Source organism: Larkinella humicola (assembly GCF_008727875.1).
GTDB classification, from domain to species: Bacteria; Bacteroidota; Bacteroidia; order Cytophagales; family Spirosomataceae; genus Larkinella; species Larkinella humicola.
The window spans coordinates 542,427-558,535 of the sequence record NZ_VTWS01000004.1 but is presented as its reverse complement, the minus strand read 5'-3'; the positions used below and the strand labels follow the sequence as shown (position 1 = coordinate 558,535).

The 16,109-nt window shown below is 53.7% G+C and carries 11 protein-coding genes; 4 read left to right on the top strand and 7 right to left on the bottom strand.

What is annotated here, in order from left to right; translation table 11 throughout:
- The first annotated feature begins 68 nt into the window (after positions 1-68).
- Entirely contained in the window at positions 69-1,229 is a 1,161-nt protein-coding gene (locus tag F0P93_RS18270; protein WP_150878448.1) for a methionine aminotransferase, read from the top strand.
- 289 nt (positions 1,230-1,518) lie between these two features.
- A complete protein-coding gene (locus tag F0P93_RS18265) occupies positions 1,519-2,754 on the top strand; it encodes a sterol desaturase family protein (protein ID WP_225309542.1) in 1,236 nt (411 codons plus the stop codon).
- A gap of 88 nt (positions 2,755-2,842) precedes the next feature.
- Here F0P93_RS18265 and F0P93_RS18260 read toward each other — a convergent pair whose 3' ends face one another.
- The 3 genes from F0P93_RS18260 to F0P93_RS18250 form a co-directional block, all read right to left on the bottom strand.
- Positions 2,843-4,189, bottom strand: coding sequence for a TolC family protein (locus F0P93_RS18260; RefSeq protein ID WP_150878446.1), 1,347 nt, complete (start codon positions 4,187-4,189; stop codon positions 2,843-2,845).
- A gap of 132 nt (positions 4,190-4,321) precedes the next feature.
- On the bottom strand, positions 4,322-7,390 hold the full coding sequence (locus tag F0P93_RS18255; protein ID WP_150878444.1) for an efflux RND transporter permease subunit: 3,069 nt from the start codon (positions 7,388-7,390) through the stop codon (positions 4,322-4,324).
- Between the two features lie 282 nt (positions 7,391-7,672).
- Positions 7,673-8,767 (bottom strand): efflux RND transporter periplasmic adaptor subunit, encoded by a 1,095-nt coding sequence (locus F0P93_RS18250; protein WP_150878442.1) that lies wholly within the window; start codon positions 8,765-8,767, stop codon positions 7,673-7,675.
- A gap of 201 nt (positions 8,768-8,968) precedes the next feature.
- Between F0P93_RS18250 and F0P93_RS18245 the strand changes: the two genes are divergently transcribed.
- Positions 8,969-9,301 (top strand): ArsR/SmtB family transcription factor, encoded by a 333-nt coding sequence (locus tag F0P93_RS18245; protein WP_150878440.1) that lies wholly within the window; start codon positions 8,969-8,971, stop codon positions 9,299-9,301.
- Between the two features lie 55 nt (positions 9,302-9,356).
- Here the strand turns inward: F0P93_RS18245 and F0P93_RS18240 are convergent, their stop codons facing one another.
- The gene (locus tag F0P93_RS18240) at positions 9,357-12,740 is read right to left on the bottom strand and encodes a putative Ig domain-containing protein (protein ID WP_150878438.1); all 3,384 of its coding nucleotides are present in this window, start codon (positions 12,738-12,740) and stop codon (positions 9,357-9,359) included.
- A gap of 320 nt (positions 12,741-13,060) precedes the next feature.
- On the opposite strand from F0P93_RS18240, the gene F0P93_RS18235 reads away from it, so the two are divergent.
- On the top strand, positions 13,061-13,474 hold the full coding sequence (locus F0P93_RS18235; RefSeq protein ID WP_225309541.1) for a c-type cytochrome: 414 nt from the start codon (positions 13,061-13,063) through the stop codon (positions 13,472-13,474).
- Positions 13,475-13,479: 5 nt separating this feature from the next.
- Here F0P93_RS18235 and F0P93_RS18230 read toward each other — a convergent pair whose 3' ends face one another.
- The 3 genes from F0P93_RS18230 to F0P93_RS18220 are packed head-to-tail and all read right to left on the bottom strand — an operon-like array spanning position 13,480 to position 16,051.
- Entirely contained in the window at positions 13,480-14,058 is a 579-nt protein-coding gene (locus F0P93_RS18230; RefSeq protein WP_225309540.1) for a hypothetical protein, read from the bottom strand.
- A 47-nt stretch (positions 14,059-14,105) separates the two neighbouring features.
- On the bottom strand, positions 14,106-14,969 hold the full coding sequence (locus tag F0P93_RS18225; RefSeq protein WP_150878436.1) for a chromate resistance protein ChrB domain-containing protein: 864 nt from the start codon (positions 14,967-14,969) through the stop codon (positions 14,106-14,108).
- Between the two features lie 32 nt (positions 14,970-15,001).
- Positions 15,002-16,051: a formylglycine-generating enzyme family protein gene (locus F0P93_RS18220; RefSeq protein ID WP_225309539.1), complete on the bottom strand. Its 1,050-nt coding sequence runs from the start codon at positions 16,049-16,051 to the stop codon at positions 15,002-15,004.
- Between the last annotated feature and the right edge of the window lie 58 nt (positions 16,052-16,109).

Genomic DNA, 16,109 nt, shown 5'->3' with positions numbered 1-16,109 from the left:
GCTGAATCACCGCCGTAATCAATCGACTCTATTGGTACGGTAGACCATTGACCTTGTCGTTAAAACCCATGAATGTAGCCACTTCGCGTGCCTTGTCCTCCAAATTACCGTGGGTGGGAACAACCATTTTCACGGTTATGTCGAAATTAGCAACCGACACGGGGGCCCTTAACTTGTCGCAGGGATTTCCCGGTTTCGACTGTTCACCCGAGCTGGTTGCTTTGGTGGACCAGTACATGAAAACAGGATTTAACCAGTATGCACCGATGACGGGCGTTCCGGCCTTGCGCGAAGCATTGGCCCGGAAAACGGAACAACTCTACGGCGTTTCCTACCATCCCGAAACCGAAGTGACCGTTACGTCCGGTGCCACGGAGGCCTTGTTTGCCGCCATTACGGCGGTGATCCGGCCCGGCGACGAAGCCATCGTTTTCGAACCGGCCTACGACAGCTATGTTCCGGCCATCGAACTGAACGGTGGTGTGCCGGTTTATGTGACGCTGAAACCACCCACCTACGGCGTCGATTGGGAGGAAGTTCGCAGTAAAATCACGGACAAAACCCGGCTTATTGTCGTCAATACGCCCCAAAACCCAATCGGCCGCGTCTGGACGGCGGAAGATCTGGCACAACTGGCCGCGCTGGTGCACCACCGGGACATCTGGATCGTGAGCGACGAGGTGTACGAGCACATCCGGTTCGATGGCCGACCGCATCACTCGCTGGCCACCCACCCGGTTTTGCAGGAGCGGACGTTTGTCTGCGGCTCCTTCGGAAAAACGTTTCACGTTACGGGCTGGAAAATCGGGTATTGCCTGGCACCCAAAGAATTAAGCGTAGAGTTCCGGAAAATTCACCAGTACCTGACGTTCAGCACCATCACACCGGTTCAATACGCGCTGGCCGATTATCTGAAAAATCCGGAACACTACGAAACGCTGCCGGCTTTTTACGAACGCAAGCGGGATTTGTTTCTCGACTGCCTTCGCGGCTCCCGGTTTCAGTTCCAGCCCACGGAAGGCAGTTTTTTTCAAACCGTTTCTTATCAGGCCATTACGGATGAACCGGACTATGACCTGGCCATCCGGCTGACCAAAGAAATTGGCGTTGCGTCGATCCCGGTTTCGGTGTTTTACCGCCAGAAGAATGACTACAACATCCTGCGTTTCTGTTTCGCCAAAGACGACGATGTGTTGCGGGAGGCCGGGGAACGTCTCTGCCGGTTATAGCCGGAATTCCCATCGCGATTAGCCGGGTAACGTGCAAATTAAATCGACTGACAAATATCATTAAAGAAAGATAACACCTGAGCGAACTGTTTTAACGCGTATATACGTTATTCGCAGAATGAAGCCGCAACGATTCACTGCATTTCCTGGTCCATAGACTCGAATCGTTGTTTGTAAAGCCGGGAGCCTTATTGCTCTCTCTCTGCGAATTGACACAGACTCACGTATGAAAACGATTAAAAGATAATCTTCTAGTCAGTTTTTTTATAATTTTTTGTAGACAACACGTATGGAATCTCTGGGACTAAACTGGATGGCTTTCGCTGTCCCTTTTTTTCTGTTCTTTATGGGTTTGGAATATCTGGTTTCCAAATGGCAGAAAAAGGACTATTTTCGATTCAACAATTCAGTCGCCAACATCAACGTTGGCATTGCCGAACGACTGCTTGACACCTTCACCGTCGGTGCTTTTTATTTCGTCTACGACTACATTCACAAACACTACGCGATTTTTGATCTGAAACCGGGTATTCTGGGCTGGGTGGCGCTCTTTCTGGCAACCGACCTGGTCTGGTACTGGTATCACCGGCTGGCCCACGAGATCAATTTGTTCTGGAGTGCCCACGTCGTTCACCACCAGAGTGAGGACTTCAACTACACGACCTCCGCCCGGATCACGGTTTTTCAAGCCCTCATCCGAACCGGTTTCTGGACGATTCTGCCCCTGATCGGTTTTCCGGCCGGGATGATTTCGACCATGCTGATTCTGCACGGTTTATACCCGTTCTTTATTCATACCCGCACCATTGGCAAACTCGGCTGGCTGGAATACATTCTGGTGACGCCCTCGCACCACCGCGTTCACCACGCCAGCAACCCCGAATACCTCGACAAAAATTATGGCGATGTGCTGATCATCTGGGACAAATTGTTCGGCACGTTTGTCGAAGAAAAAGAAGACGCCAACGAGTTGGTTTACGGGTTGACCAAACCGCTCGAAAGCCACAGTTTTTTGTGGCAGCAATTCCATTTTATGATGGAACTGGCCGAAACCGTTCGGCGCACACCGGGTTTTGTTCCCAAAATCAAAGTCCTCTTTGGCCGCCCGGACGATATCGACCCGGAAGTTCGGGATGTCCTGGAAAAGCGGTTTTTGTCCCGGTCGACCGTTCATGCCACCAGCCGCCGGTTTCGGGGTTACGTATTGGGGCAACTCATTGGTATTCTGAGTATTCTATTCGTCTTCCTGCTTCTGGAAAACCAGGTTATGGTCTACCATCAGGTGTTGATTTCCCTGTTCATCCTCATTACGCTGGTCAACTGCGGGGCCTTGCTCGAACAGCGGCAGTGGGTGTTTTACCTGGAAATCAGCCGGTTTTCGCTACTGATTCTGATGGCCATTCCGTATCTCCATGATTCCCTGTCGTTCAGCGCCCTGTTCATTGGATCCTTACTCCTCTGGACGTATTTTTCCAACTTGCAGAAACGGTATTTGCGGCTGGTTTACGGCCCGGTTTCGTATTAAGACAAGAGAGGATAGACCAGAGAATAAAGACCATTAAACACAGCGGTTTCGTCTCTATTCTCTGGTCTATCCTCTTTCTTGTCCCTTTTTATCGAATCCGCCCCATCACCTTGTCCAACTCCACCGACGCGGTCAGGAAATCATAAACCGCCTGCAAATGGTTGGATTTGGCCTGGGTGAGCGACAGTTCAGCGTCGGAAAGCTCCAGCCGCGACGCAATGCCCTGTTTCCAGCGGTCGCGGGTGATGCGGTAACCCAGTTCGGCCACCGTTACGGTTTGCCGCTGGGTTTCGATCCGAAGCCGGGCCTCTTCCACGTTGGAAAGGCCAATTTTGACCTCGGCGCGAACCATTTCCTTCAGATTGACCAACTGTGTTTCGCTCTGCTGCCGGGTAATAACCGCCTGCTGAATTCGGGAAACCGTTCGAAAACCGCTGAAAATCGGCACGTTCACTTGCAGACCGACGTACGAACTGAGCGGCCAGCTATAGTCCGCCAGCTTTAAATGATTGGCTTGTGCCTGCGATTGCAGCAGGCCAATCGCCGACAGTTTGGGCGCGCGTTCGGCGGTTTGTAAGGCAATTTGTTCCCGGTTCAGTTTCTCCGTCAATTCCAGCCGGTGCACTTCCGGCCGCGCCTGAACGGCTTCAAAAAACGCATCGGTTCCGGGTGTGACAAACCCGGTTTTATCATACCGCAACGAATCCTGCAATGCAATCGCTTCCTGCTCGTCCAGCCCCATCGTGCGTTTCAAAATCGTTTTGGTGATTTCCACCCGGTTGTTCAGGCGACTGATTTCCGGTCGCAGGTTTTCGGTCGACACAAACGCCCGCAACGTATCCACCCGCGACGCCCGGCCCTGCGCCAGCAGCGAGCGGGAATCCCGCAGCGCCTGTTCGTTCCGCAAAAGACTCTGTTCCTGAAGCCGCAGTTGTTCCTGCGTAATCAACACATCCAGATACGCTTTTTTAACCTCGGTAACCACCCCGGCCCGAACCTCATTCAAACCTTCAGCCGATGCGTTTTCGTAAATCTGCGCGGCCCGAATCCCGGACCGGATACCGGCCTGAAAAAGCGGTTGTGACACCGCAACACCGCCCACAAACGCATTCGATCCGCCGACCCGGAACGTGGCCAACTGATTTTCGCCCAGACCGACGAAACTGCCCGGCAAAAACGAAACCTGCTTCTGGGGAAAATACAAGTATTGGGCCGAAGCCGCCACCGTGGGTAAGGCGTAACTCCGGGCTTCGCGGACTTTCTGTGTGGATTTGGCGGTTTCCAGCGTCGCCACCTGCAAATCACGGTTTTTCTCTAACGCCAGCTTCACGGCGTTTTCCATCGTCAACGGTCGCACCTGCGCGAAGGCCGGTTCTCCCGTGAGGAGAAGAATCGAGATGGTAAAAAGGATCATCTTATACACAAGCGGTTTCATGAGTTTTTATGATTTTCGCTTTTTGCCCCTCAATCCCCTAAAGGGGACTTCTGCTTCCGGATTAAGCTGCGTCCAAGTCCCCTTTAGGGGATTGAGGGACAAAAAGCGAGATTTTCTGTCGTAATACGGTGTTCAGACTAATTCCAGCACTTCTTCTTTTTTCGTTTTCGGGACCCGCGAAAAATAGGAATACACGGCAGGGATGATGTAGAGCGTCAATAATCCGGCGAACAGCAGACCGCCAACGATGACCGTTCCGAGGGAATTACGGCTGTTTTCGGTGAGCGCAATAGGGATCGCGCCAAAAATCATGGCCAGACTGGTCATCAGAATCGGGCGGAACCGTGAGGCTGCTGCCACTTTGGCGGCTTCCAGCGTACTCAATCCCTGCTCCTTGCTGTGGTTGGCGAACTCGACAATCAGAATCCCGTTTTTGGTAATCAAACCGATCAGCGTGATGATCCCGATCTGGCTGAAAATATTCAGCGTTTGGCCGAAAAGCCAGAGGCTGAGCAGCGCACCGGTCATCGCCATCGGCACCGTCAGCAGAATGATAAACGGATCGACCAGGCTTTCAAACTGGGCCGCCAGAATCAGATAAATCAGCACCAGCGCGAAAATAAAGGCATACAACAGGCTCGATGAACTTTCCGAAAAGTCCCGGGATTCGCCGGCCAGCGAGGTTTTGATGGTGGGCGGCAGGATTTTTTTGGCAATGCGGTTCATCTCTTCAACGCCGTCGCCAATGGTTTTTCCCGGTGCCAGACCGCCCGAAACCGTCGCCGAAATCGCCTGATCGTAGCGGTAAATAGCCGCCGGACTGATGCTTTCCCGGAACGAAACGAGGTTGTCCAGCGAAACCATGTCACCGGTTCGGGTGCGGACAAACATCGCTTTCAGGTCATACGGCGTATCGCGTTCCTGACGTTGCAGTTGCCCGATGACTTCGTATTGCCGGTCGTTGTAAATGAAATACCCGTAGCGTTGACCACTCAGCGCCAGTTGCAAACCGCGCGCTATTTCGACCACGGAAATCCCCAGTTCGGCGGCTTTGTCCCGGTCAATTTTCAGGACCAGTTCGGGTTTGTTTACTTTCAAATCCGAATCGACAAACCGCAACACCTCACTTTTTCGGGCTTCAGCCAGAAATTTGGGCAACACTTCGGTGATGGTCGCCAGATTCTGCGCCTGCAACACATACTGAACGGGTTGCGCCTGACCAAACCGGCTCCCGATGGTGGGCGGCTGAACCGGGAAGACCAGTACGCCCCTGAAATTCTGCGCATTGCGGGCGTAAATCTGAAAGACGTCGGCCTGGGTCGTCGTTCGCTGGTCCGCTTTTTTCAGAAAGGTGTTCTGAATCGCGAGGTTGACCGGAGCCGGTGGGCCAAACGTCAACGCCAGAATGGAATAGGTCTGGAACAATCCGGGTGTGGAATCGACCGAAAATTTAGCGATTTCGCTCATGTATTTTTCGGTGTATTCGTACGACGAGCCTTCCGGAGCCAAAACCGCCAGACTGATCTGGGAGCGGTCTTCCAACGGCGCGAGTTCCGACGGGAGTTGTTTGCCAATGACATAAATGAGGGCAAAAGTAGCCGCCAGCGCGACGAATGCCGTCCAGCGAAACCGTAGAAACCACGCCAGCGATTTCTCGTAACCCCGGTTCAGAGCGACAAAATACGGTTCGGTTTTGCGGTACAGCCAGTTCGGTTTTTCCTGCCGTTTCAGCAAATACGCGCTCATCATGGGCGAAAGCGTCAGGGCCACGAAAGCCGACACCAGCACCGAACCGGCTACAACAATGGCAAATTCCTGAAAGAGTTTGCCGGTGATTCCCGGTAAAAAGAGGATCGGCAGAAAAACCGCTGCCAGCGTAATGGTAGTCGAAATAACGGCAAAATAGATTTCGGACGATCCCTGGAGAGCCGCCTGAATCGGGCTCATGCCTTCTTCGACTTTGGCGTAAATGTTTTCCAGCACCACAATCGCGTCATCGACCACGAGGCCAATCGCCAGCACCAACGCCAACAGCGTCAGGATGTTGATGGAATAACCGACCGCGTACATGATGAAAAAAGCCGAGATGATGGAAACCGGGATGGCCACCACCGGAATGATGGTGGAACGCCAGTCGCGGAGGAAAATGAACAGAATCAGAATCACCAGGCCAAAGGCGATGAACAGGGTTTCTTCCACTTCGGCAATGGAATCGCGGATGGGTTCGGTAAAATCTTTGCCAATTGTCAGTTCGTAGTCAGCCGGAATTTCCTTGCGCAGTTCTTTCAACCGCCGGTAAAACTCATCGGCAATGGCGACGGCATTGGCGCCCCGCTGCGGTTCTACAAACACCCCGATCGTCGGGGAATTTCCTTTCAGGCTGTTCTGGATGGCGGTCCGCTCGTTTTCGGCGCCCAATTCGGCAAAACCGATGTCTTTAAACCGAATGATGGTGCTACCCTCCTGTCGGATAATCATGTTGTTAAAATCCGCTTCCTGCGTCAGTCGGCCCAGCGTCCGAACTGTTAGCTCGTTCTGATCCCCTTCGACCCGGCCCGATGGCAAATCGACGTTTTCTTTGCGCAATGCCTGCTCAATATCCGAGGGGGTCAGTTGGTAAGCCGCCAGTTTCGACGGGTCGATGCGCAGCCGCATGGCGTATTTTTTCTCACCCGCAATCCCCACGCGTTTCACACCGGGAATGGTTTGCATCCGTTCTTTGATCACCGTCGAAGCAATGTTGCTCACTTCCAGAATGCTCCGGGTTTTGCTTTCCACGGCCATAAAGATCACAATATCACCGGCATTGGCTTTTTCCACGATGGGCGCATCCACGTCGCCGGGCAGCAACCGCCGGGCTTTGGTCACTTTGTCGCGCACATCGTTGGCGGCCGCTTCCAGATCAGCATCCAGATTAAACTCGACGGTAATGACGCTGGCGGCTTCCCGCGAAACGGACGAAATGGTGCGAATGCCGTTGGCTTCCCCGATGGATTCTTCCAGCGGTTTCGTAATCTGGTAAGCAATGACGTCGGGGCTGGCACCCGGATAGGTGGTCGTGACGGTCACAATGGGCGAATCCGTGACCGGATATTCGCGGATTCCGAGGTATGAAAATCCGACAATTCCGAACAGAATAATCAATACGGACAGCACACCGGCCAGCACGGGCCGCTGAATACTAATTCCTGATAAACTCATGGTTGGTTGTATTAAAATCCCTTATTCGAAATGAACAAGCAGAATGGGACGTAACGATTGTTGGTATACGCAGAAAAGTAGAAATGTTGGTTTTACCCCGGAGGGATAGTATGTCAATAGCAAAAACCACCCGCAACATTTACCTAAGCTCCGGAGGAGCGTCCTATTTTCAGGTGTTGAGGCCGCCCCGCCGGGGCTTGTATCCGTTCGGTGATTGACTTCTCTATTAACAGTATGCTCCTCCGGAGCAGCATTGGCAATTCAATTCCTGGTTCGATTTTGTTAATTCAAACCGGCAGCTTTCACCGGCACACCCGGTTCCAGACGCAGCAGGTTGGTGGTCAAAACCGTATCACCCAGCGACAATCCTTCCAGAATCTGAACGGTTCCTTTGGTCCGGTTGCCGGTTTTCAGTTCCCGCTGGTCGGCTTTGCCGTTTTTGAGCGCAAACAGCGAATAGCCTTTGGCACTGGGAATCAGGGCCTGCGTCGGAATCAGAATGCCGTCGTTGGTGGTGTGCAGCGTAAAGGCGATTTTGGCCGACGAACCCGGGATGAGCTTGCCACCCTTGTTGGCACTGATGGCTTTCACCAGCAAACTCCGCGTGTTCAGATCCGTTTTGGGTTCGGTGGCGACGACTTTTCCGTGGAAAGGCTGGCTGCTGTTTTCGGTCGTAAACTGAATTGGCTGGCCAATCCGAACGGCAGAAGCGTATTTTTCGGGAATGGTGAACGCCACTTCGACCTGACTCACATCGTTGAGCGACGTTAAAACCGTCGAGGGCGTCACATACGCGCCGACATCGACTTTGTTCAGACCCAGTTTGCCGGAAAATGGCGCGCGGATTTCGGTTTTGGCCAGATCGACGTCCACCATCGCCATTTCGGCCTGCAAAACGTTCAGGTTTGTCAAAATCTGGTCGTATTCCTGCTGATTGACGGCTTCGGTGGCCAGCAACTCGCGAAACCGTTTTTCATCGATGCGGGCCAGTTTCTCCTGAAGCGCGATTTTTTTCTTTTTTGCCAGCAAATCCGCATCGTCCAATTTAAAAAGGAGGGCACCCTGCTGAACAAAACTGCCTTCGCGGACATACATTCGCGTGAGTTTGCGGGCCACTTCACTCACCAGATCGACTTCCTGGTTGGCGGCAATGGTACCGGTGGTTTGTAGTTCGTCCGTCACGAGTTCCGGTTTTACCACGAAAATATCCACCATGATCCGTGGATCGTTGGCGAGTGCCGAACTAACGGCCTGTTTTTTGATCGGTTCGGCTTTGTTCGAGAATAGTTTGGGCGTAAACACAAAAAAGGCCACCGTCAGGACAATGATCCCGATCATGAGTGACGTTGTGCGAATGGTTGATTGTTGAGATTCCATAGAGGTTGTCCTTATCGTTCCAATGTTTTATAACTATCGAACTTTATTGTTCTATGGATGTCGAACAATACGGCTAACGAAATCGGTTCCATGATTCTGAAAAAGAATTGAATTTTTTATCCGCCCTTCGTCGTTGTAGTATCGATTCATGTAGCTACTCTTTTTTTTCAGCGGCTACCGGCAAGAAATGGAAAGACTCAAATGAAACCGTATCAGCACCCTACCGTTGACCAAATCACGCTAACGGGCTTACTACACGCACTCAGCGATCCCGTCCGCCTGAACTTTGTCCAGTGTTTGGCGACCCGGATGTGCGAGCAACCCTGTGGAGCGATTCCCACGCCGGTGGCCAAATCCACCATGTCGCACCACCTGCGGGTTCTGCGCGAAGCGGGCGTCGTTCGCATTCGGACGGAAGGCACCCAAAGCCTGACCTCGCTGCGGCTGACGGAAATTGAAGCTAAATTTCCGGGGGTTCTGGGAGCGGTTTTGAAAGCGGCCGACGCTGAAAAACCGTTGGAAGAGCATTCCTAAAAAAAAACCGGTCTGCAAGCAGGCCGGTTTTTTTAGTCCATTAATTCGCGCTCCCTTACCGGCTCATCAGCAGGCGTTTGGTCAGGTTTTGCTGGTTCGTTTTCAACTGAATCAGATACAGCGTCGTTCCTGATGAACGCAGATCGACGGCTTCGCGCTCGATTTGACCCGTTCCCGTCACCGATTTCTGCCAGACGGTTCGACCCATCGGATCAACAATCTGCAAATCAGCCCGCTGTTCGGAAATAACCCGGTATCGGATTTCGACCAGGCCCGGACTAGGGTTAGGGCTCACGCTTAGCTCCAGACTTGTTTCGGCACTTTCAACCCCTTGCCGACCTCCGTTGGGGCAGGTGAGGGTTTTGGGCGACCACTTCAACGTAAAATTGCTTCCCGGCACCCGACCACTGATGACGTGGGACTGGCCATCTTTCAGCGAAACCGGTACATCGAAACTATAGCCATGCGCCCCGTTGCCCTTACCAGCAGCTTGCAAATCCTGGCGGAAAATATTGGCGTCGGTGCGACCGATTACCGTCGTCCCATCCATGAACTCCACGGTAATGGGTGTATTCGGCCGGTTGCGGTCCCAAATCCAGCCCCGGATGCCGGTGCAACTGACCACATCCAGATAGCCCTCGTAGTTGCCCGCACCACTGCCTCCGCTGGTCGGCGGAGGATCGACCGGGCCGCTTCCACCGGCGTTGACCGTCAGCGTAACGGTAGTTGCTACGGCATCACTCTTGCTGTCGGTCGCCGAATACGTCAGACTGAAGGTCCCCTGGCTGGTTGTCGTGCCACTGATTACCCGCGAACCGCTGTTGAAACCCAGTCCGGCGGGCAATCCCGTCAGCGCATACGTCAGCGGGTCCTGGTTGGCATCGGTAAATGCGGGTAAGGCTGCGGAAGCATACGCCGTGTTGGCCGTGGCAGTCAGCGCCGAAACCGCCGGAGCCACCGGGGGCTGATTTGCGGGAGGGACGCTGGTTCCCGCACAGTTGATGGTTTTGGGAGCCCACTTCAAAACAAACGTAGAACCCTGCACCCGCGCCCAGATGCGGTGGTTTTGTCCATCTTTCAGTCCGGCAGGGATCGGAAAATCATACCAGTGTTCCCCATTGCCCTTGCCCGCATCTTTCAAATGCTGCCGGAAGTCGCTGGCCAGAATGGAACCGATCAGCGTGCCGTCGGCAATGGAAGGGCCGTCGAAGAATTCCACCGTAAACGTGTTGTTGGGTTTGTTGCGGTCATACACCCAGCCCGACAGCGTGATGCAGTTGGCTTCCTGCGTCAGATACCCGTCGAAGTTGCCCGTAACAACGGGTGGTGTTCCCCCGGCTACCGTCAGCGTAATCGTCAGGCGGGTTTGCCCATTTCCATCACTGGCCGTGTAAACCAGCGGAAAGTTACCCTGCTGCGTCGGTATTCCGGAAATTGTCCGGTTGCCCGCATCAAAGGACAGACCCGACGGCAGTCCCGTCAGCCCATACGTCAGCGGATTGTTCTCTGGATCCGTGAAAACGGGCAGTGCGGCCGGAGCATACACCACGTTGGCCGTTGCGGTCAACGCAAAAACCGGGGGTGCCACCGGCGGCTGATTAGTGGGTTGGGGCGCAGGATTGACCACCAGCGAAACGTTGATACTGCTTTTTCCCCCTGCCTGATCGGTCGCCGAGTAGGTCAGTTCAAACGTACCGGCCGTGGTCGGTGTCCCGGATATTACCCGCGTACCGCTGTCAAAATCCAGTCCGGCGGGCAAGCCCGTCAGCGCATACGTCAGGGGTGTGTTTTCCGGGTCTGTGAACACCGCCAGCGGATTCGTTATAAACCCGGCATTGATGGTTGCGGCCAGGGCAGAAACCGAAGGCGGAACAGGGAGCTGATTCGCGGGGGGAACGCTGGTTCCCGCACAGTTGATGGTTTTGGGAGCCCACTTCAAAACGAACGTAGAACCCTGCACCCGCGCCCAGATGCGGTGGTTTTGTCCATCTTTCAGTCCGGCAGGGATCGGAAAATCATACCAGTGTTCCCCATTGCCCTTGCCCGCATCTTTCAAATGCTGCCGGAAGTCGCTGGCCAGAATGGAACCGATCAGCGTGCCGTCGGCAATGGAAGGGCCGTCGAAGAATTCCACCGTAAACGTGTTGTTGGGTTTGTTGCGGTCATACACCCAGCCCGACAGCGTGTTGCAACTGACTTCCTGCGTCAGATACCCGTCGAAGTTGCCCGTAACCGGTGGGTTTTCCGTTGGAATTTCTTCAACCGGTTGCGCCGTAGAAAGGGCAGACAACACATACGGAGTCGAATTCGCGAAAAAGGCATCGTTCAGCGCAGTTGACCAGTATTGGGCGGCTTTTGCCGCACCCGCTAATGTCAGGTGAACCCCATCGGCCCGGTCGTTCGACGTAAGCTGGTCGTAATCAGGGCCGGGAAAACAGTTTTGCGTTTGAATCATTCGCTCCTGAGCGCGCCGGATCACGGAATATTTCTTGTAGGGCGTCTGCCGGTTCACCACCACGGCCAGCGACGGAAAACCGATGTCGGAACGGGCCTGATTAACCCAGGTCTGGTAGTAGTGCAACACCTGGTCTTCATTGGTATTGTTCCAGTCGTTTTGCCCCTGGTCGGAAAGAATACCGCGGATGCCCGTTTGGCTGCAATAGACCTGCAGCGCATTCTTGACGTTGATGTAGGGCATTCGGATGGACGAGTTGACGAACGGATGTTCAAATGACTGCCCAAGGGCGGATTTCGCCCAGTGTTCCAGGCTGGTTCCCCCATAGGCCGCATTGAAAAGCAGAACGGGAACATTCAGACGCTGCGTCAGGTACTGCCCCATTTTGGCCCAGAAATAGGTACCGTGCGCAAAGGGAGCGGGCGTTACGCCTGATTCATAGAGGCCAAAACTCCGGGGAAGATAGACCTGGTTGGCCGTACTTTCATAGGACGCATAGGCGGGAGTTCCCGGAAAAACCGGTACCGTATTGACCCGATCGTCGTCGCTGCCGGCCAGGTTGTTCTCCTGTCCCTGGGCAACAGAATGACCGGCCACCACGAACACCTCGCCGACGCCGACCCGTTCGATGCTGGCAGTGCCGACCGGCGTGCTGCCGGCCATGGCGCGCACCTCCAGGGTATACCACCCCCCGGCGGCTGGCAAACTTCCCTGAAACTGCCCGTCCTGGGCGCTGGTCGCAATGGTAAACCAGCCGGTCGTCTGGCCTTGCCCATTCCGGGCAACGGCTCTGGCATCGATCCGCGTGGTGTTGGCGGGCCAGTTGCCGCGGATCGGAATAGCCGCCTTGTTGCTCTGATTACGCTGGTAAACGATGCGGTTGAGGGGGGAAGTCAGGCTGAGCTGAGCCCAGGCATGCAGATGGAAAAGCAAGAGTGCCGACACGAAAGCCAGCCTCTTCAGGTGGTAAAATGTTGAATTCATAAAATTACGTTGAGTAGATAAAACCGGATGCACTAAGAGCCTCTACGGCCCATCATGCACGACCAATTACGGATAGTCGGAGGCAATAATTGAGCCATTCCTTTTTTTACTTGTATTTAAAAAAGCAGGGAAGCTTTCTGAAAGGGCAGTATACCCATAAAGCACAGAGAGAGAGTCCGATACGGCTGTGCGTAGAATCCGCCTTCGGTTTTAGAGAAAAGGGTATCCGTGAACTTGCAACCGGATTATCCCGTTAACCAGTTCGTGTTGCGAGTAATACTACCCGAAAATTTCCTTTATAGAATTTCGACCTTTTTACCATGATAAAACCGCTGCTTCTGCTGCTTTCAGGCCTTGTTTTTTGTTCCGCCATGCTGCCTGATCCGGAAAATGAGCTGGAAAAAAGTATAGCGCGGGGCAAAACGCTCTATGCCGGAAATTGCATCAATTGCCACATGGCCAAAGGCGAGGGCGTGGTCGAGACGTTTCCGCCCCTGGCAAAATCCGATTACGTACTCAAAACGCCCTTAAAAGCCATTCAGGCCATCAAATTTGGCTTGCAGGGACCGATTCAGGTGAATGGGGTTACGTACGACAATATGATGCCGGAACCCGGTCTGGATGAACAGGAAGTGGCCGATGTGATGAATTACATCCTGAATTCGTGGGGGAATTCGTCCGACAAAAAACTGATTACGGCGCAGATGGTGAAGGAGGTAAAACCGGCTGAATAAGCGGTTCAGAAGCTGATGCCAAACTGAAAACCGATGGTGACGCTGGTGGGATGGTTGTTGCCAAACCGCACCGGCACCGGAACGGCCACGAAATACCCGCTGTTTTTGTTCTTTTTGACGATCTTGTTCAACACCGGCGTAAAACCGTAGCGCCCGGCGGTTTCGAAAGCCGCCCGCCCTGCCAGCGTAAAACCGTGTCCCAGACTCACCAAAACGCCGGGATGGAACAACAGATTCGCGACTTTACTGGTCCCGTTCTCGGCCCGGATTAAGGGCACAATTTCAACCGAAAAACCAATTTTCGGGCTTTTCCAGATGTTGATTCCGGTTGGCAGACCCACGATGTAATAGGTATCGAAATTGGTGACGGTTTCTTCCCCGCTGAACGTTACCAAAGGATGCAGAATGCCGACATACCCGGCGATTCGGGGATAAACGGGCGGGGTTTCCTGGGCAATAGCGGTTTTCGATACACCGGCCAATCCCAAACTAAGCAAGCTTAGAAAAGCAATTCTCCTAAAAAAGAACACGACAATCAACGCATTTTGGTGAAACATACCGACACCCGACTCATCGACGGGCATCCTCACTGCAATGCTAGAAAGTCCTGCGCTGGCAAAATAGAACAGAATTAACCTTTGGGATCGGCTTTACGTTTGGCGAGATTTTTCCGGAATTCAGAAGGACTTTTTCCGGTATGCTGCCGGAAAATGCGGGTAAAATGGCTCTGGTCCGAAAAACCGGTCAGGTACCCAATTTCAGAAAGGGAATGGGTGGAGGTGTCGAGCAGTTGAATCGCTTTTTCGATCCGGAGTTTGCGGATGTACTCACCGAACGAGAGGTCATCGAAATACCGGGAAAACTCCCGTGACAAATACGTCGGATTGATGTTCAAATCTTCGGAAACGGTTTTCAGATTCAAACTCAGATTGGTATCGATGTGATTCTGAATCATATTCCGCAGTTCGGCGGTCCAGGCGGGGACTTTCGTTTTTTTCTCGCCTTTTTGGGTCAGGTAGGTCCGGTAAATTTGCAAAAGCAGGTGCTCCGTCGGGCTCTGGACGTGTTTCATCTGCGGCAGATAAGTGGCCCACGTGTAGAGTGAATCGTAGATGAACATCCCTCTTTCCAGCAGTTCGTAATCGTCCCGGATCAGAAACGCCATGCCCGCCGAAATGGCCCATAAACCGGCCGACTGGCTGGCCGCGGCATGGTCGTCGGTATCGGCTCCCCGAATAATGGGCGCCATGACGTGCAGGGCCGGGTCTTTCAAGTCGTATTTTTTCAGAAAATAGTCGAACGTGCACTGGTTTTCGTAGTGCGTAAACTCGACGCCGGGAATGTCGAACGGAATGGCCTGGAGCGTTTCTGCCTGCAATTTCACCTGCGAATCAGGCACAAAAATAATCTCGGCTTCGGGGTCGATAAACCGCCTGATGAGCCAGGGACAGGCAATGCGGTCAATTTTTGGCCGTTCGCGGGTGATCCATTTCATCGCAAAACAAGGAAAAAAGAAAACGGGGTTGGTTACTGATCCCGCACACACCGAAAGCCCAGGTTGTCGCTCCCGCTGCTCACTTCGCCCTTGCCCCGGCTCCCGGCTTTGTAGCGGATGCAATACTGATCGCTGCACAGGAACGAACCGCCCCGCTGGACGTATTTGACCGCGCCCGGTTCGTCGGGATCATAGCTATCGGTTGGGCCTTTGGGGTTTTCTTTCGGACTATTTCGGTAATAATCAGGGCGATACAAATCCTGACACCATTCCCAGACGTTACCGTCCATGTCATATAGGCCGTACGGATTGGCCGGAAACGTCTGAACCGGCGCAATCCCGGCAAAACCGTCGTCCGTCGTGTTCTGATTCGGGAAATTACCCTGGTAAATATTGGCCACCCATTTGCCCGCCGGTTTCAGTTCTTCACCCCAGTAGTATTTCCGGTTGCCTTTGCCGCCCTGCGCGGCAAACTCCCATTCAGCTTCGGTCGGCAGTCGCTTGCCGGCCCATTTCGCATAGGCAGCGGCATCTTCGTAGCAAACGTGTACCACCGGCTGGTTTTCGCGCCCTTTCAAATCACTCTGCGGTCCGGCCGGTTTCTTCCAGCTGGCTCCGGCGACATACTGCCACCAAACCAGTGGATTTTCGAGTGAAACCGCCTGATTTGGTGGCGTAAAAACCGCCGATCCCGGCACCAGTTTATCCGCCGGAACACCGGGGTAATCCTTCGGATTCAACGGTCGTTCGGCTACGGTTACGTACTTGGTTGCTTCCACAAACCGGGCAAATTCGGCATTGGTGACCTCGTGCTTGTCCATCCAAAACCCGTTGACCTTTACGGTATGCAGCGGACGCGAATCGGGAAATTCATCGGAACCCATCTGAAACGAACCGCCGGGAATCAACACCATGTCATCCGTGCTATTTTCGCCCGACGCCGTTACGGAAGCCGCCTGCCGAACAGCTGCCGACCGCGACGGCATTCCCTTCGCCACGCAGTGTGCAGCACTGTCGAGTTTTGCGGCTTCTTCTGCCGATTGATTCTGCGAGTTACAACTGAGTAAGAACCCAGCCAGCACCACAAATACCCCCCATCCCCCTAAAGGGGGCTTTGCACACTGAGTTGAAGCCCCCTTT

Bases quoted from the DNA above. Each gene is read 5' to 3' on its own strand.
- F0P93_RS18240 (WP_150878438.1), bottom strand. From the start codon at position 12,740: ATGAATTCAACATTTTACCACCTGAAGAGGCTGGCTTTCGTGTCGGCA.
- F0P93_RS18255 (WP_150878444.1), bottom strand. From the start codon at position 7,390: ATGAGTTTATCAGGAATTAGTATTCAGCGGCCCGTGCTGGCCGGTGTG.
- F0P93_RS18250 (WP_150878442.1), bottom strand. From the start codon at position 8,767: ATGGAATCTCAACAATCAACCATTCGCACAACGTCACTCATGATCGGG.
- F0P93_RS18270 (WP_150878448.1), top strand. From the start codon at position 69: ATGAATGTAGCCACTTCGCGTGCCTTGTCCTCCAAATTACCGTGGGTG.
- F0P93_RS18225 (WP_150878436.1), bottom strand. From the start codon at position 14,969: ATGAAATGGATCACCCGCGAACGGCCAAAAATTGACCGCATTGCCTGT.
- F0P93_RS18235 (WP_225309541.1), top strand. From the start codon at position 13,061: ATGATAAAACCGCTGCTTCTGCTGCTTTCAGGCCTTGTTTTTTGTTCC.
- F0P93_RS18230 (WP_225309540.1), bottom strand. From the start codon at position 14,058: ATGCCCGTCGATGAGTCGGGTGTCGGTATGTTTCACCAAAATGCGTTG.
- F0P93_RS18245 (WP_150878440.1), top strand. From the start codon at position 8,969: ATGAAACCGTATCAGCACCCTACCGTTGACCAAATCACGCTAACGGGC.
- F0P93_RS18260 (WP_150878446.1), bottom strand. From the start codon at position 4,189: ATGAAACCGCTTGTGTATAAGATGATCCTTTTTACCATCTCGATTCTT.
- F0P93_RS18265 (WP_225309542.1), top strand. From the start codon at position 1,519: ATGGAATCTCTGGGACTAAACTGGATGGCTTTCGCTGTCCCTTTTTTT.